The 26879-nt window shown below is 46.4% G+C and carries 20 protein-coding genes and 2 tRNA genes; 12 read left to right on the plus strand and 10 right to left on the minus strand.

Going from position 1 to position 26879, the window contains the following annotated elements; genetic code table 11:
* The first annotated feature begins 74 nt into the window (after window positions 1-74).
* The 9 genes from SDE_RS17020 (at window position 75) to SDE_RS17060 (ending at window position 7315) form a co-directional block, all read left to right on the plus strand.
* Window positions 75-1850, plus strand: a complete 1776-nt coding sequence (locus SDE_RS17020) for a tetratricopeptide repeat protein (protein ID WP_011469724.1) — start codon at window positions 75-77, stop codon at window positions 1848-1850.
* Entirely contained in the window at window positions 1834-2463 is a 630-nt protein-coding gene (lolB, locus tag SDE_RS17025; RefSeq protein ID WP_011469725.1) for a lipoprotein insertase outer membrane protein LolB, read from the plus strand. The genes SDE_RS17020 and lolB overlap by 17 nt, the downstream gene beginning before the upstream one ends.
* A 44-nt stretch (window positions 2464-2507) precedes the next feature.
* The gene (gene ispE / locus SDE_RS22100) at window positions 2508-3374 is read left to right on the plus strand and encodes a 4-(cytidine 5'-diphospho)-2-C-methyl-D-erythritol kinase (protein ID WP_011469726.1); all 867 of its coding nucleotides are present in this window, start codon (window positions 2508-2510) and stop codon (window positions 3372-3374) included.
* Window positions 3365-3439 (plus strand) — tRNA-Gln (locus SDE_RS17035). Before ispE ends, SDE_RS17035 begins: the two co-directional genes overlap by 10 nt.
* A 77-nt stretch (window positions 3440-3516) precedes the next feature.
* Window positions 3517-4458 carry a ribose-phosphate pyrophosphokinase gene (locus tag SDE_RS17040; protein ID WP_011469727.1) on the plus strand — a complete coding sequence of 314 codons (942 nt, stop codon included), beginning with the start codon at window positions 3517-3519 and terminating at the stop codon, window positions 4456-4458.
* 157 nt (window positions 4459-4615) lie between these two features.
* On the plus strand, window positions 4616-5248 hold the full coding sequence (locus SDE_RS17045; protein ID WP_011469728.1) for a 50S ribosomal protein L25/general stress protein Ctc: 633 nt from the start codon (window positions 4616-4618) through the stop codon (window positions 5246-5248).
* Between the two features lie 92 nt (window positions 5249-5340).
* Entirely contained in the window at window positions 5341-5934 is a 594-nt protein-coding gene (pth, locus tag SDE_RS17050) for an aminoacyl-tRNA hydrolase (protein ID WP_011469729.1), read from the plus strand.
* A 10-nt stretch (window positions 5935-5944) separates the two neighbouring features.
* Complete coding sequence (ychF, locus tag SDE_RS17055; RefSeq protein ID WP_011469730.1) at window positions 5945-7036, plus strand: redox-regulated ATPase YchF; 1092 nt, start codon at window positions 5945-5947, stop codon at window positions 7034-7036.
* Between the two features lie 202 nt (window positions 7037-7238).
* Window positions 7239-7315 (plus strand) — tRNA-Met (locus SDE_RS17060).
* Window positions 7316-7907: 592 nt separating this feature from the next.
* On the opposite strand, the gene SDE_RS21560 is transcribed toward SDE_RS17060, so the two are convergent.
* The 5 genes from SDE_RS21560 to nhaA form a co-directional block, all read right to left on the minus strand.
* Window positions 7908-9353, minus strand: coding sequence for a carbohydrate-binding protein (locus tag SDE_RS21560; RefSeq protein WP_226986444.1), 1446 nt, complete (start codon window positions 9351-9353; stop codon window positions 7908-7910).
* Between the two features lie 471 nt (window positions 9354-9824).
* Complete coding sequence (locus tag SDE_RS17070; protein WP_011469732.1) at window positions 9825-10754, minus strand: hypothetical protein; 930 nt, start codon at window positions 10752-10754, stop codon at window positions 9825-9827.
* Between the two features lie 231 nt (window positions 10755-10985).
* The gene (locus SDE_RS17075) at window positions 10986-12197 is read right to left on the minus strand and encodes a glycoside hydrolase family 2 TIM barrel-domain containing protein (protein ID WP_226986445.1); all 1212 of its coding nucleotides are present in this window, start codon (window positions 12195-12197) and stop codon (window positions 10986-10988) included.
* A 560-nt stretch (window positions 12198-12757) separates the two neighbouring features.
* Window positions 12758-13165 (minus strand): Rap1a/Tai family immunity protein, encoded by a 408-nt coding sequence (locus SDE_RS17080; RefSeq protein WP_011469734.1) that lies wholly within the window; start codon window positions 13163-13165, stop codon window positions 12758-12760.
* Window positions 13162-14331, minus strand: a complete 1170-nt coding sequence (nhaA, locus tag SDE_RS17085; protein ID WP_369126223.1) for a Na+/H+ antiporter NhaA — start codon at window positions 14329-14331, stop codon at window positions 13162-13164. Before nhaA ends, SDE_RS17080 begins: the two co-directional genes overlap by 4 nt.
* Window positions 14332-14445: 114 nt before the next feature.
* On the opposite strand from nhaA, the gene nhaR reads away from it, so the two are divergent.
* Window positions 14446-15336, plus strand: coding sequence for a transcriptional activator NhaR (gene nhaR / locus SDE_RS17090; protein ID WP_011469736.1), 891 nt, complete (start codon window positions 14446-14448; stop codon window positions 15334-15336).
* Between the two features lie 379 nt (window positions 15337-15715).
* A complete protein-coding gene (locus SDE_RS17095) occupies window positions 15716-16948 on the plus strand; it encodes a DUF6748 domain-containing protein (RefSeq protein WP_011469737.1) in 1233 nt (410 codons plus the stop codon).
* A gap of 145 nt (window positions 16949-17093) precedes the next feature.
* On the opposite strand, the gene SDE_RS17100 is transcribed toward SDE_RS17095, so the two are convergent.
* From SDE_RS17100 to SDE_RS17120, 5 genes are all read right to left on the minus strand, one after another.
* Window positions 17094-18545, minus strand: a complete 1452-nt coding sequence (locus SDE_RS17100) for a hypothetical protein (protein WP_011469738.1) — start codon at window positions 18543-18545, stop codon at window positions 17094-17096.
* 17 nt (window positions 18546-18562) lie between these two features.
* A complete protein-coding gene (locus SDE_RS17105) occupies window positions 18563-19183 on the minus strand; it encodes a hypothetical protein (protein WP_226986446.1) in 621 nt (206 codons plus the stop codon).
* Between the two features lie 65 nt (window positions 19184-19248).
* A complete protein-coding gene (locus tag SDE_RS17110; protein WP_011469740.1) occupies window positions 19249-20352 on the minus strand; it encodes a hypothetical protein in 1104 nt (367 codons plus the stop codon).
* 488 nt (window positions 20353-20840) lie between these two features.
* Entirely contained in the window at window positions 20841-21443 is a 603-nt protein-coding gene (locus SDE_RS17115) for a DUF998 domain-containing protein (RefSeq protein ID WP_011469741.1), read from the minus strand.
* A gap of 97 nt (window positions 21444-21540) precedes the next feature.
* A complete protein-coding gene (locus tag SDE_RS17120; RefSeq protein ID WP_011469742.1) occupies window positions 21541-24210 on the minus strand; it encodes a family 20 glycosylhydrolase in 2670 nt (889 codons plus the stop codon).
* Window positions 24211-24985: 775 nt separating this feature from the next.
* Here SDE_RS17120 and SDE_RS17125 point away from each other — a divergent pair.
* The gene (locus tag SDE_RS17125; protein ID WP_011469743.1) at window positions 24986-26644 is read left to right on the plus strand and encodes a polysaccharide lyase family 7 protein; all 1659 of its coding nucleotides are present in this window, start codon (window positions 24986-24988) and stop codon (window positions 26642-26644) included.
* The last annotated feature ends 235 nt before the right edge of the window (window positions 26645-26879 follow it).

Raw genomic sequence — 26879 nt, forward strand, 5'->3', positions numbered from 1 at the left:
GCGCAGCGCGCATATATACTTTAGTAAAGCACCGCTTATTAAAGGCCAACTAGCGGCCCAACCCAAGGTAATAGATGAAAGCAGGCACCTCTTCACCACAAGCTACGCAGCAAAAAACCTTAGGCCTACTTAAAGGCCGAAACGCCCTTGCCGGCCTTATATGCGCCATAGCATTTACCGGCTGCGCCAACGCCCCCGAGCTTGTAGAAACGCCCACCATTACCGAGCCCGTATTACTTACCCCAGTAAAAGTAGCCGACCGAGCCTTTACCACAGACCAGCTCTACTCTTTGCTGGTAGCAGAAATGGCCATAGAGCGCCGCCGCTACGACATAGCCTTAGATAACTACGTACAACAAGCCAATGCAACCCGCGACCCAGAAGTAACCGCTCGCGCAGCGCGTGTAGCCCGTGTATTAAAAGCCCACGAGCCAGCATTAGAAATGTCGCAAATTTGGGTAGAACTAGAACCCTACAACAGCGAAGCACTATTAATACTAACAGACGAATTGATAGAAGCAGGTCAACTTGAGCAGGCCTTTGCTCACGCTCGCAAACTGTTAAACCAAGGTGAACAAGTTGCCTTCGAAGCCATTGCAGCCCGCGCGGCAGATGGCCCACCAGAAACTACGCGCAACCTAACCAGCCTGTTCGAAGAGATGCTGGCACAGCACCCGCAAAACCCACAACTATTAGTTGGCTACAGTTTATTGCTGGAGCAAGCTAAGCGCCCAGAAGATGCTCTAGCTGCGGCCACACAGGCCACCCAAATAGACCCCGAAAATATACGTGCGGTTTATCAAGAATCGCGCATGCTGCAGCTAATGGGTAAACATAGCCAAGCTATAGAGAAAATGGGCAAATTAATTGCCCTCACCCCACACAATACCTCGCTGCGCACACGTTATGCGCACTACCTCGTCAGCCACGATTTAGAGCTTGCACGCCAGCAATACCAAATTTTGTTTAGCCAGCGCCCACAAGATGCCGACATCTTGCTATCGCTAGCGCTGGTTGAAATGGAAAGCGAATTGTACGAGAGCGCTATTAGCCATTTTCAGCAACTTATAGACCGCAAGCAGCACGACGCAACCGCTCACTACCAGTTAGGCAAAATACACGAGCTGCGCAATCGTCCAGATTTAGCCCTGCAACACTACAAGGCTGTAACCCCAAGCCAAGAGTTTTTATCTGCCGTATATAAAGCATCAGAAATGATGGCCCAGCAGGATATCTACAACGCCCTGCAATACGTGAAAGGCCTACACAGCAGCACGCCTAAGCAGTATCGCGATAGCCTATACCTGCGCGAAGCCAATTTACTGCTAGACGCAGGCAACCCCGATGGCGCCCTAGCCGCGATGGCAAAAGGCCTAGATATAGCACCAGACAGCGTAAACCTGCTTTATAGCCGCGCCATGCTTTACACCCAACTAGATGACCTAGCGCTCGCCGAAGCCGATTTCACCCAAATATTAGAGCTGCGCCCAGATAACGCGGCAGCCTTAAATGCGCTTGGCTACACCCTTGCCGACCGCACCGACAGGCTGGATGAAGCCTACAACTACATTAGCCGCGCCCTAAGCCTAAACCCAGATGACCCAGCCATATTAGATAGCATGGGCTGGGTGGAGTACCGCTTGGGCAACATTCCCGCTGCACTAAAACGCCTGCGCCAAGCCATGAGCATATTGCCCGACCACGAAATAGCCGCCCACCTAGGTGAAGTACTATGGGTAACCGGCAATAAAAACGAAGCGATAGAAACGTGGAAAAAGGGGCTAGAAAACAACCCCACAAGCAGCGTAATTGAAAGCACCCTAGAGCGATTGAATGCCACACTCCCCTAATGCCTACCCCCAGCACACTGCACGCCACTTTTTTGCCCGCACCAAACAGCTACTTATACTGCTTGGCGTAAGCCTTTACCTTGGTGGCTGCTCGCTTACCCCTACCAAGCAGCCAAACCTGCAAAGCAAAGACGAGCTATACACGCTGGATAGCTGGCGCGCGAGCGGCAAGCTAGGCACCCGCTACAAGGGTAAAAACGAAAGCGCATTTTTTTCTTGGACCCAAACCGGCGACGATTACACCATTCACCTATACGGCCCCCTCGGCCAAGGCAGTGTGTATTTATATAAAGAGGGCAACAGCTTCCGCATAGAGTCTAAAGACCTAAACGAACATGCCGCCAGCCCAGAACAATTACTACAGCGCACCACCGGCCTGCAGCTACCCGTTAGCAACCTCGCCTACTGGCTGCGCGGTATTCCCGCCACCAGCATTTCGGCCGACAAAACCCAACACAACGAAGACGGCGACTTAAGCGCACTGCAGCAAGAAGGCTGGGAAATAACCTACCGCAGCTATATGCCTGCCTACGGCCTAAATATGCCCGAAAAAATCATCGCCAAGCGCAAAGACATCAAACTCACGGTTTCGATAAAATCCTGGGACATATAAGCTAACCCACTCGCGCAACCAAACTGAGCCAAACACCTAAAATCATGCTGCAAACAAGCCTTACACTGCCCGCCCCCGCCAAGCTGAACCTATTTTTGCACATTACCGGCCGGCGGCCCGACGGTTACCACAACCTACAAACCGTGTTTCAGCTATTGGATTTTGGCGACGAACTTACCTTTACCCCCAACCAAAGCGGCGAAATAACCATAACCCCAGCCATAGAGGGAGTACCCCTAGAGCAAAATCTAGTATACAAGGCGGCCAATATTTTGCGCAGCCATGTAAACCGGCCTGAATTGGGTGCAACAATACACTTAACCAAACGCCTACCTATGGGCGGAGGGATTGGCGGCGGCAGCAGTGATGCCGCCACAACACTCGTAGGCTTAAACTATTTGTGGCAAACCGGCGTTAGCCCTACCACCCTCGCACAGCTTGGCCGCCAGCTAGGCGCAGACGTGCCTGTTTTTGTAGAAGGTAACAGTGCATGGGCAGAAGGCATAGGGGAACAATTAATAGCCTTAGATTTACCCCAATATTGGTATGTTGTGCTTACTCCTGCCTGTCATGTGTCCACAGTAGAAATTTTTTCACATAAAGATTTGACAAGGGACACTCTCGCCATTACAGTAGCGGCCTTCTTTGAGAAGGGTGGAAAAAACGACTGCCAACCACTGGTTGAAAGACTTTTTCCACAGGTAAGGGATGCGGTTGACTGGCTCAATAAATTTGGCCCAGCGAAGCTTACAGGTACGGGCGCAAGTGTATTTGCAGCCTTCCCCTCTAAAGATGCTGCGCAAAAAGTTTTCGCCAACAAACCAAAACATTTGAATGGTTTTGTAGCTCAAGGCGTTAACGAGTCACCACTGCATCAACGCCTCCCGGAGCAGTGTATAACTGGGGTGTAGCCAAGCGGTAAGGCAGCGGGTTTTGATCCCGTCATGCGAAGGTTCGAATCCTTCCACCCCAGCCAATTCCAATGTTTGCAACTGCAAATTCCTCGCTATATCAGCTAAGCTTTTTTAAATTCAAAACAAAAGGGTGTCTGACGTGGCAGACTTGATGGTTTTTAGTGGCAACGCCAACCCAGAACTCGCCAAACGAGTTGTAGCTCAACTTGGCATTCCTCTTGGCGAAATAACCGTAGATCAGTTTTCCGACGGCGAAATATCTGTCGAATTACTCGAAAATGTTCGCGGCCGCGATGTATTCGTAATGCAACCCACCTGCGCCCCCACCAACGACAACCTAATGGAATTGTTGGTAATTGTAGATGCCCTACACCGCGCATCTGCCGGTCGCATCACCGCGGTTGTACCTTACTTTGGTTACGCTCGACAAGATCGCCGTGTGCGCTCTGCCCGCGTACCTATTACTGCAAAAGTTGTGGCCGATATGATGGCCACCGTAGGCGTTGACCGCGTGTTAACCGTAGACCTACACGCAGAGCAAATTCAAGGCTTCTTCGATGTACCCGTAGACAACGTGTACGGCTCGCCCGTACTACTTGCAGACATAGAAGAGCAAGGCTTCGAAGACCTAGTTGTAGTTTCCCCCGATATCGGCGGTGTTGTGCGCGCACGCGCAGTAGCAAAACAACTAGATATAGACCTAGCCATTATTGATAAACGTCGCCCTAAAGCGAATGTTGCGGAAGTAATGCACCTAATAGGTGAAGTAGAAAACCGCACCTGCTTGCTCGTAGACGACATGGTAGATACCGCTGGCACACTGTGTAACGCAGCCAAAGCGCTTAAAGAGCGCGGCGCGAAAAAAGTAATAGCCTACGCTACCCACCCAGTATTATCTGGCCCAGCTATTGAACGCTTAAACGCATCTGAAATGGACGAACTGGTTATTACCGACTCCATTCCACTTTCTGATGCCGCCAAAGCAAGCCCTAAAATTCGCCAACTAACTCTCTCGCACATGCTTGCAGAAGCCATGCGCAGAATTAGCAACGAAGAATCGCTTAGCGCGATGTTTAGATAAAATTTTCAATAAAGCCGCGCACCGCGCGGTTTTGTTGTATTTATTTACCGGTAATTAGGCCGGTAAACTCGTCGCAGAACAACCTGCTACGATCTCAAAACCCCATATATGATTCTGGTCGCGGATCTATATGGCTTTTTATTTTTTGGAGCTACACATGTCTAACGAAGACTTTATATTAAACGCCGAAGCGCGCGATGTTTCAGGGAAAGGTGCGAGCCGCCGCCTGCGTCGTGAAGCTGGTTTAGTGCCTGCCATCGTATATGGCGGTCGCAAAAACCCACAAAACGTAACCATCACATTACGTGAGCTTACCAAGCACTTAGAAAACGAAGCATTTTACTCTCACATCATCACCTTAAACATTGGTGACAGCAGCGAGCAAGTAATCTTAAAAGACCTTCAGCGTCACCCAGCAACTAACTTTGCTATGCACGCTGACTTCTTGCGCGTTTCTAAAACCAAGAAGTTCAACACCAAAGTACCTTTGCACTTTATTAACGAAGCAACCTCTAAGGGCGTTAAAGAGCAAGGCGGTAAAGTACAGCACAGCATGACCGAGCTAGAAATTGCTTGTTTACCAGCTGACTTACCAGAGTTCATCGAAGTAGATTTAGCAAACGTAGAGTTGGGCGGCATCGTTCACATCTCTGATATCGTTTTGCCAAAAGGCGTTGAATCTATCGCTCTACAACAAGGCGAAGACCACGACCTACCTGTAGCGTCTATCTTCAAGCCTAAAGGCGTAGCTGGCGACGAAGACGAAGAGGCAGAAGGCGACGCAGAGTAATCTCTCGCCTTTTACCCTAAGCAGAAGGCCCCTTGCGGGCTTTCTGTTTACCCCCTCCACCAACCCGTCACTGCGGATTCATTAACACTCCCATGAAAACGCCAGACACCTGCATACAACTTATTGTTGGCCTGGGTAACCCCGGCAACGAATACGAACATACCCGACACAACGCCGGGCAAGATTTCGTAGAAGAGCTCGCCCGCGACTTGGGCCAGCCACTTAGCCCCACACCCAAATTCTTCGGCCATTTTTCCCGCTTAAATATAAACGGCAAAGATGTACGACTACTTGTGCCCACCACCTATATGAACCGCAGCGGTCAAGCTGTGGCAGCGGTGTGCCAGTTTTATAAAATACCCCCCGAAGCCGTGCTGGTTGTACACGACGAGCTCGACCTGCCACCCGGCAAAGCGCGCCTAAAAATAGGCGGCGGCCACGGTGGCCACAACGGCCTGCGAGACATAATAAGCAGCCTTGGCAACAACAAAGACTTCGGACGCTTACGGTTAGGCATAGGCCACCCAGGCAACGCCAAGCTAGTAAGTAATTACGTACTAAAGAAAGCGCCTAGCGAAGAATTCAATGCAATTGAAGACGCTATCCGCGCCGCGCAGCCCCACGTAGCCGACCTTGCGAAAGGCGACTGGGAAAAAGCTATGCGCGAACTCCATTCCAAAACCTAGGACAAACACTATGGGCTTTAAATGCGGCATTGTTGGGCTACCCAACGTTGGCAAATCTACACTCTTCAACGCATTAACCAGCGCCGGTATCGACGCAGAGAACTTTCCGTTCTGCACCATCGAACCCAACTCTGGCATAGTGCCTGTACCCGACCCGCGCATGGATAAAATATCCGCGCTCGTCAAACCCCAGCGCGAACTACCAGCCACCATGGAATTCGTAGATATCGCAGGCCTCGTAGCCGGCGCATCTAAAGGCGAAGGCTTAGGTAACCAGTTCCTCGCCAATATTCGCGAAACCGAAGCCATTGCCCATGTAGTGCGCTGCTTCGACGACCCCAACGTTATTCACGTTGAAGGCAAAGTAGACCCAGCCGCCGACATAGACACCATCAACACCGAGCTGGCACTTGCCGACCTAGACGCAGTGGAAAAAGCCATCTTCCGCTACACCAAGCTAGCCAAAGGCAAAGATGCCCACGCAGTAGCCATTAAAGCCTTGCTAGAAACGCTATTGCCGCACTTAAACGAAGCCAAGCCACTGCGCGCCTTCCCGCTTACAGACGACCAGCTAAAGCTACTTAAAGAGCTTTCGCTGCTTACACTTAAGCCCACCATGTACATTGCCAACGTGGAAGAAGACGGCTTCGAAAACAACCCGCTGTTAGACAAAGTACGCGAAATAGCCGCAGCAGAAAACGCCGTAGTAGTGCCAATCTGCAATAAGCTAGAAGCCGAAATAGCCGAGCTAGACGACGAAGAAAAAGCTGAGTTCTTAGGTGAGATGGGCATGACCGAACCCGGCCTTAACCGCGTAATTCGCGCAGGCTACGAGCTGCTAGGCCTACAAACCTACTTCACCGCCGGCGTAAAAGAAGTACGCGCCTGGACCATCCCTGTAGGCGCCACCGCACCACAAGCAGCCGGCAAGATACACACCGACTTCGAAAAAGGCTTTATACGCGCAGAAATTATCGGCTACGACGACTACATCGCCTGCAAAGGTGAAGCAGGCGCAAAAGAAGCCGGTAAATGGCGCCTAGAAGGCAAGGAGTACATCGTTAAAGACGGCGATGTGATTCACTTTAGGTTTAATGTTTAAGGGATAGCTTGAGGGCTAGTTAACAGCTTACGGTTCACAGTTTACAGCTAAGGGCCTAAAAGCTAAAAAAGTTAGCATATCTCTTGACTTTAGGAGGGCGACTAGTGAAAATAGCCGCCCTTCGAAGCCGGACCCACCGGCAACCAGATCGAAGTCCGTTTTATAAAATACCACCTATTTTATAAAACACACGCAAAACGATGGCTAGGTAGCTCAGCTGGTTAGAGCGCAGCACTCATAATGCTGAGGTCGGGAGTTCAAGTCTCCCCCTAGCTACCATCTTTGTTTTAGATCACAGCTCACAGTAATTGTCACCTTCCCCTTTAGCTCGTCAAGCCCTACAAGGTTATGCAAAACGGCATTTACCAACCTCTATGCTGGGTTATTACAAATATTTCTACCAAAGCAGAAACACATTACCCCCTATGACAAACCTTAAGTGTCGTTGCATGCGTTACACCTCTATTTATTCCAAAGCACCGCAATTTGAGCTGGTCACGCCGGAAGGCGGCTGCGCCTTTTCCGGCCTACGTGTTTTGGATTGGCTGAACGCATTTCCGTGGGAACGATAATTGTAGGCCCGATAAGCGCAAGCGCCATCAGGCTGTGAACCTATTCAATGGCGTGAAGCGAATCAATTACTCATCAGCTTCCAACAATATTTTTGTGAAAATAACCTACTGAATAAACCGATTATTACCAATATAATTTACATTACAATTTTTAACCCGTTTAAATAATTCCGCCATTCTATAATCGGCTTCATCTAATCCGCTATTGAAGCCCCCCAAATAAAAAACCCCAGCATTGCTGGGGTTTGGGTACTATCTAAAATTTTTCATTTGCTACTTTATTAATTTTTAACTCTCGCCTATAAAAACTCATCAAAAAAGCTGTTTATATTTGTGAGTGAGTTGAAGCCGAATATCCAGCAGTCTTCGACTGCATCCGAGAAGTCCATACCGCCGTCTCGAATATTGGGGTTTTGCCAGCCTTGGTGGTTGGCGATGGCATTGTCGGCTATGCGTTTTGCTTCTTGCCAAATTGCGCCTACTTGCGCGTGGTTTAGTGCGCGGTTCCAGTTGGCGCTGCTGGATGAGTTAAACCCAGGCGTGCCGTTGCCTGTGGAATTGCCATCAGCAATTTTTTTGTAGTCGGTTTGGTTTTTTACATAGGTTAAATCGGCTGGAGTGGTTTTGTCTTGGTTCCAGTTACTATGCTGCACTATATGAATTCGCGTTTGCGTATTAATAGCGGGTAACTGTTGTTTGATTCTGCGTACCAAATCGGCGCTAAAGTCGGATTGACCGGCCTCTTGAACCCAAATATCACCACCATTGGTTAACGTTGCGGCAACTTTGTTGTAAACAGTTGTAAGCGCCACATCTCTATTGGTGTGCGCGTTGGACCAATTACCGGCACCAAAGGCTAAGTTAAACAAATGTGTAGCTTCAATGTAATCACCACCTTGTATACCGTAAGCACCCGATACTGCGTGGTATTGCACATTGCTAAAACGGGAATCTTTTAGCATTGTTGCCAGGGCCGCTACTGAATGAATATCGTCTGGGTCTGGGCGGCTATCGAAATTTGCTAACAACAGGTCGCGGCTTTTATTAAATACACCAAGCATATCTGGTTGCTGAGTACCCGCTAGCAGCAGCTCTAACCAGTTAATATTAAAATTGCCAGCCTGTACTGCTATACGCAACGTATGCTCGCCTTGGGTTAAGTAGCCAAGGTTTGCGGTTTGGGTAATCCAAACTTGCCAGCCACCCGTGCCATTAACGGTGTTGGTGCCACTTACCGTTACACCATCTACCGCCAAGCTATACATGCCAACACCATTATTAGATGCAACACGAATATTCGCGGTGTAGTTACCAGCTTGCAGTACGTTTATGTTGTACTCTAGCCATTCATTAGCGGCTATCCAGCCTACGTTGTACCCGCCATTGGTGTCTGTGGTAACTTGAATGTCTACGCCTGTGGAGCGGTAAGCGCCGCCGTGATTAGCCGCCGTTACATCGTAGTAATCGGTAAAGTCTTCTGCTTGTATTAGGCCCGGTACTGCGGCGGAATTGCTAGGTTCGGGTTGTGGATTATCTACTGCACATTCAGTACTTCCACACATGCAAATACTGTTATCTGAGCGACTATTTTTACAATCCGTGGCTGTATCGCCGTGGAGTATTTTGCACTCAAGCGTGGTGTTGCATTGGTCTTGCGCATAGCCATGAGGTGTAAATAGCATTAGCAACATTAAGCCCAATAGCGCGATGAGGTTTTGGTTGACTTGTTTCCTATTAGTATTCATGTAAACACCTTTATATTTTATATAGTAAGTAGGGTCTTCGAGGTTGCTAGCAAACATTAACTAGCAACTGGCAGTTTACTAACTGCAGTGCAGCAAACGCTGGGAGCCAGCTCACAGGCAAACCGAGATACAGCCCATAAATACCGAATAAAATACTATTTATATTATAATATATTCTGAACCCCATAATTTACGTGTAATAAAACGCTATAAATAACGCCAGAGGGTATGTATTTAGCCAAAGGTGTTTGACGACAGTTAAAAAACACGTGCCATAAGAATGATGAAAGCGTTAGCGCACGAACACATGCAACAACTTAAGCACGACACCATGCTTGCAGCTGCAATGCTAGCTTGCCCTGATACACATTTCATTATTCGGAGTTATCTAGGCGAGAAGGGAATGATAAAACTGACCCTGCTATTCGTAGCGCTTACAGGATAAACGAAGAGGCTTAATAATGCTGCGGATTAGCAGTCGCCGCTCCAATCATCATCACTGGTAACTGATCGCTCGTCTACGTAGGGGTCGTCGTATTCATTTGGCGTTTTTACATAATACTCGGTTGCATCTCCATTTTCGCGCGCATACGCCGGTACTCTATACTTCATCCACACTTCTTTTACCCCTTTAAAATGCTCAAACACAGTGGCCGTGTTTTGCATTCTGGCGGTGGCAATTCGTTCTTTATCGTAATCGGTTAAATCTTCGCGAAGAGATTCAATGTGTGAGGTATCGAACCCTATATATAGGTAGTCGTTTTGCACCACCACAAACACTACCCCTTTAATTAAATCTGTAAAGCCACCGTGCCAGCGCTCGCCTTTGCCCTCAAAATCGAACGCGCACCAACGGGCACATTTTTTAGCCGAGGGTTTAAAGTTACCTTCACAACTTGCTCTGAAAATTTCTACCAAGCTATCGTCGGGCTCACCTCGCGCGCCTTTAAACAAATCGGTAAGCGCAGTTCGGTTGGCTTTAGCTGGAATAAGCAAGCGGATTAACGCGGTATAGTCGGTTTTATCTTTACCAAAATTGAACGCACTTACATCCACTCTATTACCACTTTCTTTTTTGGCTCGCTGTAGCACTTTGAATGAACTAAAGCCTTCTAGCTTGTCATCGATAAGTGAGTAATAAGTCGTATCGTCCGTTTGCTCGAACCAAAACTCCGAAACAATATTTTCGCCCCCAAGCAAATCTAACTCGCGATGAAGCGTTTCTATTGCACTGGGTACCAAGTCGAGATAGTCCACTGAAGCAGAAAACTTACCGTTTTTAAACTCATACCTTACCTGCTTCGCTGCAGTTGCATTGCCAAATTGTGCGACCAGTAATTCAGCCTTTTCAGAGCTTCGCTTTTTTAATTTACAATTAATTACAACGCTATCTTCGCTCATATTTTTTCACCCGATTAGCCCTTTTAAAATGCTCATTTCACTTAAAGCTTAGCTAACCTAAAATTACAGATGCCGTGCCCGATGGCGCGTTGCTTATCGGGCCTACTGGGCTTCCAATATTTTCCAAACAAAGTGAATTGCCTAAGGCGACAGTACGCAAGAGGCGTCTTACGCTCTGCCCCTCTGTGTAATTGTACTGTTTAACTGCTGCACCAATTCTAGCAGAAGTACTTATTTCGCCACCATAAACGGGAAGTTGGCATTCGCTACGTTGTTGTTGCCATCATAACTGTATAAAAATAGCCGATACTCACCGGCTTCGCTGGGCGCTGTAAACTCTATTTCTATATAATCTTCACCTGCTTTAGCGCTTATAATATTTACAGGTAAGGTTTCTGGCTCTTCTTCATGGTGACCACCCTGGCTGCGCACGGATACTTCCTTCATAAAATACCATTTATGCTCTAATTTATCGCCATCTGGGTCGCTAACTACAACCTTCGCTTTAGCTTTGGCGCTTGGCTTTAAATAGACGCTTTCGATTGGCGCTAAATTATTAACCGTAATAGAGTAGCTTAGCGGAGCTCGGTTTTCTGGGTAAGCGCCTGTCCATATGCGGGTTAGCTCGTCTACCCTCGCGGTGCGCTCACCGCCTGCATTAAACATGCCGTACCATGTTGGTGTTCGCTCTTGCTTTTGCCCCCATAAAAATGCGTATGAGCCAATTACCTTGCCTGAAGCATCATTAATAATCGCCTTTCGCATACGCTCGGCCATGCCCGCTGCTTTAATTGCACTGGGCTCTTCTATTTCTCGCCCCCAACTGGTCGCTTCAGTTTCCCAATGTCCTTTGGGGCCAAACTCGGTGACCATAAACGGTTTATCTATATTCAATGCATTAATGGTTTCGCCAAGGCCTTCTAACTCACCGTATAGCTGCACCGAGATAATATCGATATTAGGTGCATAAGTAAGTGCGGTGTCTATATGCTTTTTCATTGCGCCGGCAAAAGTAAACGTTACCGGGTGGTTCGGGTCTACTTTGTGAATATGATCAATTATATCGCCCAAAGCTTTGTACACCTTAGGGTTAACGTCTGCTAGGCCACCTTTATCGTCAAACAGTAAGTTAGGCTCATTCGCAATTACCCAACACAACACATTAGGGTGATTCTTATACTTTTCGATAATGGCCGCCACACGTTCAAATTGCCTATCGACTTCGGCTTGATTGTTATAATCGAACCCTTGCAACTCCTTACCGGTTTCAATGCCGACCGCAATCATTAAGCCTAGCTCTTGGGCTAACGCCAACTCTTTTTCAATACTGCGAGTGCTCCACGTTCTAAAGCTATTGCCACCGGCTTGCTTAAGTGCACGCACTTGCTCTTCATTTTGATAGCCGAGCCCCACGCCATTTACGACAAAAGGGACTTTATTCACACTTAACTGGAACCCTTCGGGTGTTCTTACAATTCCTACCGTGCTAGCAGCTGCAAAAACGTGACTTGTGCAAATTGCTAGTACTGCACCAACTATAAAATGTTGCACAGTGTTAATCGGATTACACACAAAATATTTTAAGAAATACGCCATAACTTATACACCTGCTTATAGGCTTATTATTAATTCATTCGATAAAGCATTGCTCAACATACAAATATATATCGAGGAATATAAAAGTAATTTTAGGCAGTTTTCAAACTGTCAAACACTAAGACTATATGCTAACTAGCAACATATCAATGCAGACACGACCACGCTGAAAGGAGGTTGAAGGAATACAAATGGCGCTCGATAGAATTACTAATAGGCCGCCCCGCAAACAAGTGGGTTAGCAACAAGCTAATAACGGAGGGGAAATGGCGATGGTTTTTGAGATTGAACTTTAACGACAAACAAGCTGAAGGTGAAGGTGAAGGTGAAGGTGAAGGTGAAAAAGCGTAGCCCTAAACGCTTAGCTAGGGCTACTAATATTGGAACAACAATTGAAAATAGAAATTTTATTTACAGGGGTATTTAGACTCTAACACAGCACCAATTGGGTCTTGTTCTTCTGCCCAGCGCGCAGGGTGTTGATGAAATTCTGCCTGTAAAGCTTTCGCAATTTCACCTACACTTTTGTTTTCTGGTAAGCAATATTCATAGGTGCGCTTTATATTTCTTTTACCAGATGCCCCCAAGCGCGTTCTCACCGCTCGCTCGGAATAACTTTCGCTGGCATCGGGTGCTGCCGACTGCGTCGCTTTGTTATTTTCTGTAGTATCTTTAAGGCCAATTAAATAACCTTTGAAAAAATAGCGACACTTTTCAGTTTCTACATTAACACCTATACACTCTTCCGCTAGCGACGTGCTAGCAACGCCAGCAAATGCAAGCAAAGCTGAAAACATGGATATTTTTTTTATCATTTTATTTTCCTTGAGTTGGTTAGAATCAGCGCACCACATATAGCAGACAACAGAGAACCAAACAGCACGCCTAATTTAACACTTGCAACCATTTCACTATTGGCACCCTCAAAAGCAAGGCTACCTATAAATAAGCTCATGGTAAAACCAATACCCGCCAGCAAACACACGCCGTATAGCTCTCGCCAGGTCGCGCCTTCGGGCAGCTTAGCTATTCTCAATTTAATACTTAACCAACATACACTAAATATACCCAGCTGTTTACCCACGAATAAGCCAACAATTATGCCCAACGTCACAGGGGCTGTTAACGTATCTAAACCTATGCCACCTAGGTGCACACCCGCATTCACAAAAGCAAAGAATGGCAAGATAAAATAGGCTACCCAAGGCTGCAAAGCATGCTCTAGCGACAGCAACATGGGCTCATCATGTATATTTTTATGTTTAAGCGGGATAAACCAGGCAATAACGAAGCCCGCCAGCGTGGCGTGCACACCCGATTTTAAAACCGCGGCCCACACTACTAGGCCAACAAACATAAAAGGTGAAACATGTCGTATTTTTAAGCGGTTCAACACAAACAGCATTACTATGCCAATGCCTGCAACTAAGAGCGATAGCGTAGAAAGCTCGTGAGAATAGAACAAAGCAATAATCACAATAGCTGCAATATCATCAAATATAGCAACCGATAACAAAAAGAGCTTAAGCGATACAGGTAGATGACGCCCGAAAAGACTAAAAACGCCTAGGGCAAACGCGATATCCGTCGCGGAGGGAATAGCCCAACCCCTTAGTGCTGTAGGGTCTTGCCAGTTAAAGCTTGCATAAATTATAGCTGGGAATGCCACGCCTGCCAATGCCGCTAAGCCGGGCAGCACCACTTGGCTTGGCTGAGAAAGATGCCCTTCGAGCACCTCGCGTTTAACTTCCAGGCCTACCATTAAGAAGAATAGTGCCATTAACCCGTCGTTAACCCATAACAACAGTGGTTTTGAAATTTCGAATGCGCCTATAGCGACAACCAAGGGTAGATTTAGTACGCCGTTATAAAAGCCGCTTAAGTAAGAGTTGGCAAATATTAAGGCCAGTATAGAGGCAGCTATGAGTAAAACGCCCCCAGCGGTTTCTTGTTGAGCCATTGCACGAAATACTTTTCCCAAGGGATTTACCTCCATTTATTGGTAATAAGCCCTTAATCTACGTTAAGTTCAATACAAATAAAACTCGAAATATGTTTAAATGCTTTCAACTTATTATTGAAAGGAAATACCCCTGTGGAACAGTTCAACTGGAACCATTTGAAATATTTCTACCACGTAGCCCGCGAGGGCAGCATAACCAAAGCCGCCGAAAGGCTGTACGTTACCCCGCAAACTATCAGCTCGCAGCTCGCCCTGCTTGAGGATTCACTTGGCTATTCACTTTTTGACCGCCACGGAAAACGCCTAAAACTAAACCAAGAAGGTCAATTAGTTTTACGCTATGCAGAAGATATTTTTAAAACAGGTAGAGAACTACTAGCCGAACTAAAAAACGCAGAGCTATCCACACGCCGAGTGGTATCTATTGGTATTCTTGATTCAATCCCCAAAATTTTAAGCTGTCAGATATTAGATAGGGTATACAGTACCAGCGAGAATATTCGTATCGTTACCCACGAAACCGATTTTGAACAACTGCTAGCAGATTTAGCATTAAATAAACTCGACATGATTTTGTCCGACAGGCCCGTACCACCTAACGTAGCAGTTAAGGCCTATAGCAAGCTTTTGACCACATCAAACTTTACATTTTTTGCTACGCCTAAACGCGCCAGAAAGTTACGGGCCAGCTTTCCTGAGTCTTTAAATCATCAACACTTTTTAATGCCTGGCGAAAGAAGTGTGCAATATACGCACGTATTGTCTTGGTTTTCACGTTTAGACTTAACACCTATCATTTTGGGCGAGTTTGACGATACCGAGCTAATGAAAATGCTTGGCCAGCAAGGCAGAGGTATTTTTTGCGCGCCCACCATTATCGCCAAATATATTCAGCTGCAGTACGGCGTAAAATCTATTGGCACTACAGATAAAATTCAAGAGAGCTACTACTCCATTACACCGGAAAGAAAAATAAAAAACCCTGTAATTGAATTAATTCACGATATGTACAAAGATGGATAACGCTATCGGCCAATCTCGCTAAGCCAATTATTCTCGTTTAAAATAGCTGGACCTAGAATTCCGGCCACCCGCTTCAACTTTCGTACTTGCGCGTTTAAAACACTTTAGATATTAATAACATTGCCCTGCTAACATTGTCCCACTGACATTGCTCCACTAGCCCCCCATACTGGCGTAATCAACTACGTCGAAGTATTCACGCCATCAAAAGCCCACATCACCACACTATTACAATTGGGTACAATTCTGGCGCGCATTTGGCGCGCATATTCATAGCCGGTTTAGATAGAGCTGCTAGACTCGGCATCCCCTAGGGTTGGTTTACAACCGAATTGAAGGGTGCAAATGATGTTTTATCCCAATAATAAAAGAGGACAAAATGATGAACGCACTAAAAAAAACCGCATGCGCACTTTTGTGCGTATTTGGTATTACACAGTTTAGCAACGCGCAAGCCACTAGCTCGGGCTTTGCAATTGATGAAGGCAATGTAGTTGTTACCCCTGCAAGGTGTTTTCCTGAAAGCTGCGAGAGCACGGTAGCGGCTTTAACAGGCACCTTTAATGCAGATATAAACGGCACCGATATCACCTTTAGCAGTATTGATGTTTCTGTAACGCCAAATGTGGGTTTTAGCCTACCGGCCAACCCAAACACCAGTAGCAATGGCACAACCCGCCAAGCAAAGTTTGAATTAAATGGCGATACACTAAGCGTAAAAGGTATTGTAGATTCGCGCGCGTTTGATGGCCCACTGTACGAGTACAGCTTTACCGCCAGCGTAAGCGACAGCTTTGATGCCCACGACTTTTTTACAGCCACACAAGATTTAAGAAAATGCGTATCACCTTTATGCGGCGGCATTTATGTAAAAGCGGTTAACAAACGTTTAACACAATGTGCCGATGGCACACGCAAACCACAATGTTACATAGGCACGCCCAACTGGGAAAAGCTAGGCTTTAATCCGTTTACCCATGCCGGTGACACAGGCCCATTTACACCCATTTTGTTAAAAGGGGAGATATCTGCATTAGATACCAAACCCTACGGCAACCTAGGTGAATTTACTGCAACCGCGGCTTATCGCCCGGCCACAAACAACCCAGCGCGCGGTAAATTTGTTGCCTTAATGAACAAAGGTATTTTTTGCATTACCAGCCCTTGTTTTTCTACCGATGAGTTTATTTTAAATACCGATAAAACACGCGTTATATCTGGGTTTGATTTAAACCCCACTGGCGCCAGCGGCAAAGATGTTGATGCGGCATATAACGAATACGGCAACGAACGCCCCATTATCGCCGCAGGTTACAATAAACGCGTGCAAGAATTACATGGTGTTGGCGTATCGTTTATAGCAAACCAATTTTACCTGCCTATTTCAGGGCCCAAAACCTGTGACGAAGGTTACAGCTTAGTAGAGGGTAAGTGCCAAACACCGCACGGCTGCGAAGCGCCACAACTGGAACTTACTGCAATTGGCGGCGCGCCAATGATAGACCCCATTACCGGTGAAATAACGTCAAGCGTTAGCTATAGCTGCGTAGATAGCTGTGAGTTCCCAGCGTTCGAAAGCGGGCCGGCTAGCTGTACAGTTGCATTGCCCTAGCGGTATTTAATTAAAAAATGCAATAACGTTTTAGAGGATGCCCGATGGCGCTTGCGCTTATCGGGCCTACTCACCATAACAATAAGCCGGATGAGCAGTGGTGCTATCCGGCTTTTTTACGAGCAAGGTTTATTAAAACTAGCGGTTAAGGTTGCTTTAGGTAGGTTATTAATTGATGAGACACCGGTAAAAAAACCCGACTGTAAATGTCTTCTATATCCAACGGGTAGTATACGCGTGATATTTCATATTTTTCTTGGCCGGTAAGATAAAAAAGATGGAGCATTTTAAAGGTAATGATTTCGCTTACAGTGTTGGCTGTTTGCGGACAATCAATTATGCCTTTATTGGCACTGCGATTGGCTAAGAGGTTATCTACACCTCTATTATAGCGACGCACGTCGTCTAGCACTTGCAGCATTAGCATATCGGTTAAGTCACCTGCGCCCATACTCCAATCCGGTTGTGGGGGCTCTCTCGCTGCCAAAGTAGCAAGCGAAAATGCTTCATTTATATCCACCCCCAACGCTTGCAGTAAATCGCCTAATGTCATTCCCTTGGCACCTATCGCTTGTGCAACGGCTGTTAACTTTGCTGTATCCCCTGCTGTTAGGTAGCTATTACCTTTTTTAACATAGTACGCTAACAAAAGCGCTAAGCGCGCTTGCCTGTAGAGTGCTGGCTTTGCGTTTTGCAAACGTATAAACGCACCACGAGCGGTTGCACTGCCCATAGCAATATTCGATAGGAGCAATTCCGCACCAAAAACATGGTGTGCTATTTTTCGCTTTGCTCCACGCTTTAGCTTTTGATTCTGCCAAAGCAAAAAGTCAAACCTTGGGCTATCACCTTCGCCAGCTCTAATCTCATTCATGCGCTCTGCATGTTTTGCATCTAGGGCTTCGCCTTGCGGGCCTTGCGCAATATTATCGCCAAACACACCAGGCCAATCTAAATTAGTACCCCATACTGGCCTTGCGTTATGGTTGCCGTGGCATTCGGCACAGGAGGCATCATTACGTATTAGCTGCGGTTTATGTAAAGAGAAATCAAATACCGAAAATTCCCACTCACCTGTTCGCTCATCTAAAAAACCTACGTCTAGCAGGTTGTACTTGGGGTCATCTGGCTTGGTGCCAATATTGAATAGAAACTTGCCATCAGCACCGAACAACACAATTCTTGGCCAGGTTAAGTTAGATTCACCCGTAGCGCGTGTATGTTCCACCAATGAAAAGTTTGTACGGTAATCAACGGGTAGATAATTGAGTAATTGCTCAATAGTTTGAATGCCGTTAGCAGCTATAAACTGCTCTATGCCAATAATAGACATATCCAGCGTTTTATTTCTGGCTTGCGGCAAAGGCACAATTGTATCGTAAATAGTTTTTGGACATAGGCCAGTAGGTACCGGCTGCCCACCACTGTGAAAAAGCTTTTGCCTAATGGCTTGCTTAGAATAACTGTTATTAACCTGTTCGGTTTTATTAGTACCTTCGGCGAAATCAGAGCTGGCAAATACATCCGCTACAGCAACTACACTAATCACGCAATTTAAAAGTAAACACGTTAGATACGTTATTATTTTAATATTCACGTTACACCTACTTAATTTTATTGCACCACACTTAAGCTATAGTGCTGGGCAATAATGCTTATTGCTGCTTTTATACTTTGCTGCGGCTCGGCCTTAACCAGCAGGTATTGCTGCAATGCGGGCTGATAACTACATACGTAGTGAAAAGCCTGAATATTAGTATCTGTAATTACCACGACTGAAGCCTTTGCCTGCAATGGCACATAAAAGCCACCGGAAGCACACCCCGATACACCTTCATTTAATTGATACTCGTCGGGAAAATACAGCGGCCACGCCGAATAGAGCCACTCTTCGTTATCAAAGCCCGGGGAAGACATATCTACAAAATAGTTACCTAGGGTATCTTGCTGAATACTTTCTCGCTTTTCTTGAAAAAGTGCATTGCGCAGTGCAGCTATTGATTCGTCAGGCGTATCTCTCGCTATAGCTGCGGGATACCTGCTTGCAAACTCAACCTTACTTTCTTGCACTTCATGTTTCGGTACTAGCTTTTGTTTTTGCAATGTATTTGCTAGCGGAGCATACGAGCTAATAGCCTGCAGATATGCGCCCGACCACACAGCGTAATATACCCATGCAATGCAACCATAAATAACAACACCAAGAATGGCCACTTGTGGAATATGCCTAAGCATTTGCACCTCATAATTATCGACGCCCATCACGGGCGCCGATACACGTTACGTGTCATACACAAGCGTTAAATTGAACAGTTTGCTGAAGCGGCTTGTGCTTCATCGGCAAAACAACGACCACACGAAGAAGAAAAAATGGGGTGCGAAGCTGGGCAAGCGTTACTTACACCACCAGAGCTACTTGACGAAGAGCTTGAAGAACTAGAGCTTGTTGAAGAGCTACTTGAAGAGCCTGTCGAAGATGAACTGCTAGACGAGGAGCTACTTGAACCACCGCCATTACAGCCGCCACGGTACTCGCACGCCTGCGCATTCACACCCGGCTGCCAACTGCGAGTAAACTCCAACATACTTGCCTTTACCGCATCATCTAAGTCGCCAGCGTATTTATCTATTGCGCCATCACCAATATACAAACCTACGTACGCCATGATGTCGTCAGTAGAAAGACCGCAACCAAAATTGGTATTCAGCAATTGGCGAGGGTCCGAGCCTTTCGCTTGGCTTGCTTCGTTGCGGTCTACCCAACCGTCGCCGTTGGTATTTAGCAAGTTAGCCAACTCAACACCCAGTTCTTCACCGATAAGTGCAGAGAAGTAAATACGTGCATCTTCAATCGTCATACCAGGGTTTATTGAAGGTGGTGCACCCTGATAACCCGATTGCGCAATAAACTGGTCGTCAATATCTATCCCTAAGTTGTACTCGATATCTAACATGGCCTCTTTGGCATTAGCTGGGTCGCTACAAATACTGGCGTTGCTTACGAAAATACCTGCGCTATTGAGACAACCGGTATCGTTACCCACATAGGTAACGCACTGAGTATCACACCAACTTTGGGTGAATTCCGTGCGACGTCCAGAAATAACGTGCGAGGGATTCTCATCGCTATGGCAACTGCCGTTATTGCTGCTGTTATTGTTGTTACCGCTATTATTAGAAGTTGCACCAGAACTGCTTGATGTGCTGCTAGAACTACTGGATGAACTCGATGACGCCACCGCACATCCGCCCGCTTGTGCTTGCGCTGCATCGGTATAGCATGCATTGCCACAACTAAACGGATGGCTAGATGGGCAGGATTGCGCCAGCGCCCCAGCACTACACACCATAGAAAAAACAAGCACACAGCCGGTAGCCATGCGGTTAATTAAATTTACACTCATTGATGAGATTCCTCATTATTATGGTTAAAGTTTTAAGGAATGACGGAAACGGTTGGCTAGAGTAGACGCACCTATATTTTTATTTACGCGCAGCCAATTGCCGGTCATTAAAACCAAGCTATCACGACGTTTTTTTACTCACAATGAATGATTGGTAGGAGTTTTACGGAAGGATTACTACTTTTAATTTTGCGTGTTAGCGAACGTTTTTGGTGCGCAACTAAACACATAGCTGCAGCAATTCGAACTTTCAATAAGAATTAAAACTTAGGAACCTCTGAATAGGTTAGCGCCCATCAAACAGAGGATAAAAAGATACAGGCAGCCAGACAACTATGTATTAGCCAAGAAAAAATACATGTTCGCTGAAATAAATGACAGTATGCTAAGTCACGCACTGGATAGTGCGCTAAATAGCGCGTTAAATAGCTTGAAAAATGGTTAGCCTACGAAACGCACCAAGTAATTAAAGCTTGTTAAAAACCTACCTAACTTAATGCTTGCCAATGAGTCACCGACACCCCCGCCAACCATAATAATTGCGCACCGTAACTCAAACGCTGATACAGGCCAACGTTGCCTCGCTGTTTATACGCTTGCGCCATTAGTATTAAAAACACAACAACTAGCACCAAGCATACAGCAGAAAATACGCGCAAACCTGAACTCACACTGGCAAATATAACCAATATATTAGCGATAAGTAATGAGAACAGCATTACAACTCCGGCAAGGGTGTGTACCTCGCACTTTTTAGAAGGGGTTTGCGTATAAGGGTCTGCATCCATGGGGAAGTAGCCAGCAACAAACGTAGCCATGCCGTGTGCGATAACCAACCCCCCTGTAGTGGTAAACAATAGCGAGCTAGATACATACAACACATAGCCTCCAAATACACAAAACAATATACCTAGCGGGTAGTTATTAATAAGCGGAGAAAACTTTTCTGTTGGGCTGCCTGCTGCACCCAGTTCGCTGCACAGCTGACGCAGATGACTGTAACCGGGGTAACGAGCGCCCGCAATTGCGACGCCCATTACTATCCAAAACGCAGCCAACACACCTGATAACGCCGCAAATTGTAGTAACACTTTTTATTCCTTTAAAATTTATCAATTAATAATATTTGTTGCCGTTTAGCTTAACTTTTTTAGCTTAACTACCCTAACCCCTAGTTACCCAGTAAGGTTACTCAACAGGTAACGCACGCCCCTTTCTATCCCCCGTTGCGGCTTTTGCGCGCACCAGTACCGGCGTTTTTACTTGTACTGGCTTGTTGTAAGGCTGCCAATCTTTACCGGCTTCTTTATATTCAATACCTAACCCTGGGTAAGCAAGATTTGCGTGTAGCATGGAGTCTTGAATAATAGCGCCCACCGTTGGTATGCGGTAGTGAATGTCGGCGGCATCTAGCTTAACGAATTCTTTGTAGCCAATGACGCTTGCGAATTTTAACCACGCTTTATCGCGCTCACTTTTTTTATTTTCAGAAAATAAACCGCTATTAGCATTATAGGTTGCGCCCTCGTAATTGTAGGGCGGCTCCCAACTTGGTGCGTGCCATGCGCGCTCTGCCAAGGCAATTAAACGCGGAAAGATCATATATTCCACAGCGTTATCGCTGCGTATAGTTTCGCTCCACAGCTGGCCTTGGATACCCGCCCATTGCACGCCTTGTTTTAATGGGGTGGTGCCTGCTATTTCAAACCCTGTTTGGGTAGGGCTTGGGTATACCTCTGCCAAAGCCGGTAAGTTACCGGGCATATAGTTAAATACTTTGTGGGTATCTATATGGCGGCTGCCCCAATAATAGCCGCCTTCTTTTGGGTCTGGCTCGTATGGGAAGTCAAAATACAGCGCGTCTGGGTGAGATAGCACTACATCCCACCCTCGATTGGCTTGCTTATTTGCTTCGGCAACGCCCCCCCAAGGTAATACATCCCAAATATACGATTGCACCTTGGCGGGCATATTTTTTGGGTTAGTGTGGCTTAAACCATCGCTCCAACCTGCGGTTTTAATACCCTTAGTTTCTAATAATGCGGCCACGCGCTCGATAAAATAAGCACCTAGCTGTTTGGCATTTTCTACACCGTAAGGGTTGTTGGCAAAAAACGCTTGGCATATTGGCGATTGCGCCCAAGCACCGGCGGTTTCATCTGCGCCTATATGGTAAACCGTAAGCGGCTGGCCCGCTTCGCTGTGCATGGCTTTTACTTCGTCTATTACTTTGCCTAAAAATTTATAAGGAGATTCCATGCACGCGTTAATCGTGTTATCGGAATAAAACTGAATACTTTTGTACTGCGTTTTATCGTTTGGGTCTGAAAGTAAATATTGTTCAGCGGCTTTTTTATTACCAGCGGCCATGAATTTACGGTAACGCGCCTCCATAGCTTTTATTACAGCGCGCGAATGACCGGGCATATCAAAAGAAGGGATTAACTGTATGTGACGCGCATTCGCAGCTTTTACTAGCTCTATATAATCTTGCCGAGTGTAATAGCCATCGCGTTCACTTTTGCCGCTTACGTCTGCCCCAAGCTGCATTAATAAGCAGGTGTTTTCTTGTGGATCGTGACAGCGCTTACCGCCCACATCAGTAAGTTCTGGCAAGCTGGGTATTTGCAAGCGCCAGCCTTCATCTTCACCCAAATGCAAATGCAGCTTGTTAAGCTTGTACGCCGCCATTTGATCTAATACATCCAGTATTTGTTGTTTGGAATGAAAGTTACGACCTACATCTATGTGCATACCGCGATAAGGGTAACGAGGCGAATCGTTAACGGTTAACACAGGTAAAGTATTTCTGCCCGCTATCATTACACTCGCCAACGATTGCATACCGTAAAACGCACCAACCGGTTCGCGGGCAAAGATGGTAATTTGCGTTGGCGATACCACCAATTGATAGGACCCCACTGGCGAGCGCGACGGTAAGCTCGCCCGCGAAACAGACACAACAAACGGCATGCCCGCAGGGTTTTGCTTTAGGCCCAATGCTTGTAGCCACGCCAGTGCCGGCGCAACTGCGTCTTGCTCCACCCCCTGTAGCTGCAGGTTTATACCTGCGCTAATATCTATATTTTTGCCAGAGTCCATTACAAAAGTTGGCGTAGGTATTATTGTGCGCAGCGCTTCGTCTTGCGCTACAAATCCCAGCTTATTTACGTTTTTATTTTCGTTAAATATAAAAGCGGCATCGGCGTAAGGCGTTTTATCTGCCTGCGACAGCTTAAAATTTTGCCTACTTATTTCGCCTGCAAAAGGTCGCTCCTCTAACCCTGTTTCTGGGTGTATACGAATACGTGTTGATTCGATAACACGGGCTTCGCTGTATAGTGCCTGTTTATTATCTTGCCCTTCTGCTACCACATAATAGTTGGGCATTATTTTGGCTTCGGTAAGGGTTAAACCCGCCACAATAAACTGCACCTTTTTAACTTCGCCCACATTAAATCCTTGGTAGCTGGCGCTGGGGCGAATTCGGTGTAAATCGCCATTTATATGGTCGATTGTAAATTCACCAGCTGGGTGCGCATAAATGGGATCGGTTTGGCTGAAGTAAATAGACCAGTTACCATCTAAGTCGTTTGCCGCAAGCTTATCTGGCGAGCTGAGTGAAAGCTCAACTATAGAGCATGGTGATTTGGGGCTGGGCGGTAAGCTTGGCAAGCTGCATTCGCCGTCACCCTTATTTAGCAGTACTTGATAATGCACCTGCATATTGCTGGCTATGCCATCAATCCATTGCTGTGTATCTGCAGTTTGCGCGTATAAACGACTACCCAGCAAACTAACCGTACCTAATGCTCCGGCAACTGCCACTTGCCATACATACTTGCTAAATAACGCCATTCGCTCCCCCGTGCTCTATATGTAATGTTTGTTCGGCTGTGAGTATAGCCTTATTAAGGCACCACATAAGTACCTAAACATCGCCAAAAGACAACGATGTCAGAGACTTGGCTAAATGGCAAATTAAAGCTGTAAAACAGTCTTATTTGCATAACCACCTACTAAGAGCGACCAAGTAAGATAAAAACTATAAACCACATGTATTTCACGCAAGCCCCCAAGTTTCAACAGAAGCACCTCCAAAGAAGCTATAGACGCCAACCACCTTCTCCTAGCCTAAATAGCTAAAAGTGCTAATAAAACCAAATACCAAACCATAAGACGCGACTGGTTCTCACTTACATGTGGATTAAACGCACAAATATTCATTTTCGGCGAAACGCAACGGTCGACCAATTAGCCCGCCCACACAAATCAAAATAGCATTAATTATCAATTAGTTATGAAAACAATAAAAAATTGGTATACAAATTTTGGCACACAAAACCAAATTGGTTTAGCTTCCACCTACCAGAATACGATTACAATTTGGTTGACAGAGCGGTCGCGAAGACGCACACTTAAATTTCACTTTTCAGCATTCTCTGCAGTATTTGGATGTACTTGCAGAGTGAAAAATAAAAATAATTTTGTGCGTGCCTAGGATGTAACGGGACATGCACTATCAATCCACAGCTAGCTTGGCAAACAAAGTTTTGCACTTAACGGTGTAGAAAATAAAACCTAGCCTTATACCTAGAAAGTGCCAAGTGCTTCCCAATCGGAGAATATAATAATGAAGGTAAAAACCCTTCCATTAGCGATCTCACTCGCGCTTAGTGCATCTTTAACACAGGCTGCGACCATTTCTAACTCAGGCTTCGAAAGTGGCTTTGACGGTTGGACAGACACTGACCCTTCGGCACTTTCTAGCGATGCAAATAACGGCAGCCGATCTGCCAAAATTACTGGCTCCGCCGGCCGTGTAGATCAAGACGTTGCGGTAACCCCAAACACCAACTACCAGTTAACTGCATATGTACTTGGCAGTGGACGCGTGGGTGTTAACACCGGCACTGCAGTTTATGACGAAGCCGTAAACACAAGCAGCTGGAGCAAAGTAACTGTTAACTTTAACTCTGGCTCTGCAAACTCTGTAGAAGTGTTTGGTAAGTACAATAGTGGTACTGGCCGCTTTGACGATTTCAGCTTAGTTGAGACGGGAACACCGACTCCTACGCCAACACCTACTCCTACGCCCACGCCTACACCAGCGGGCTGTAACAGCTTAAATACCATCGACATTAGCTCTGCTACCGATGATGGCTCTCACGATGGTCACGGCCCACACCTAGCTGTGGACGGCGATTTATCAGCTGATTCACGCTGGTCTTCTAAAGGCGACGGCAAAGCGATTACTTTAGACTTAGGCGCCGAAGCCACAGTTCGTCAACTAAAAACGGCTTGGTACAAAGGTGACTCACGTACCGCTTACTTCGATGTAGAAACGTCTACCGATAAGAGCAACTGGTCTACCGCTTTAAGCAACGTGCAGTCACAAGGTAGCACTGGCCTTAAATCAAACAGCATTGACGACGTAACAGCGCGTTACGTACGTATTGTTGGTCACGGTAACTCGTCGAATACTTGGAACAGCTTGATTGAAGCACAAGTATTGGGTTGTGCTGGCACTGTAACGCCAACACCTACTCCTACGCCTACACCAACTCCGACCCCAACGCCTACTCCTACGCCAACTCCATCTGGCTCAAAAATTCCTGAAAGCATTACAAACAGCGATGTTTGGGATTTGGAAGGCGAGAACCCACACCCATTGGTAGACCCTTACACGTTGGAATTCGTACCTCTTGAAGCACGCGTAACGACTCCAAACGGTAACGGCTGGCGCCACGAGTACAAAATCGCTTCTAGCGAGCGTACTGCGATGACTGCTACCTACGAAGATTTCTCTGCAACTATTAAAGTAGACCTATCTACTGGCGGTAAGACAATTGTTGCACAGCATCACGCAGGCGACACTGGCACCATCATGAAACTATACGTTTCCGACACAAGCGAATCTGGCTTTTTCGATAGCGTAGCGGCAAACGGCATTTTCGACGTGTATGTTCGTATTCGTAACACCAGCGGTGTTGAAGAGAAGAAACCATTGGGCACAATCCGCTCTGGCGACTCTTTCAGCTTCCACGTACTTAACAACTACGGCGTTGTAAAAGTATCTGCCTTTGGTAAAAACCTAGAGACAGAAGTAGAAGACGATTCTGCATCTTACTTGAAGTTTGGTAACTACCTACAATCGCAATACCCACAAGGTAGCAAAGATTGTGGTTCACATGGCGACTCCGATTCGTTCCGTGCCTGCTACGAAGATATAGGCATTACCGAAGCGAAAATCACCATGACTAACGTTTCTTACACGCGTATCACTAAGTAAGACCGTTAATATTTTGGCTCACCTTCGGGTGAGCCAAATTTTATTTGCAGTTTATTTCTGAATTACACCACAGCAGTACCGTGCTTCCGCACTAAAGCAAAAGAGCAAAAGCGCAAAAGTTAAACCCTGCCGTAAACATATTTAAACAAGCCTGTGCTACAACTCACCCCGCATTCAAGACAAACAACACATACACCGCTAACTAGTAGCACCCTCAATCAACGGCTACCCTTTA

Source organism: Saccharophagus degradans 2-40 (genome assembly GCF_000013665.1).
GTDB classification, from domain to species: Bacteria; Pseudomonadota; Gammaproteobacteria; order Pseudomonadales; family Cellvibrionaceae; genus Saccharophagus; species Saccharophagus degradans.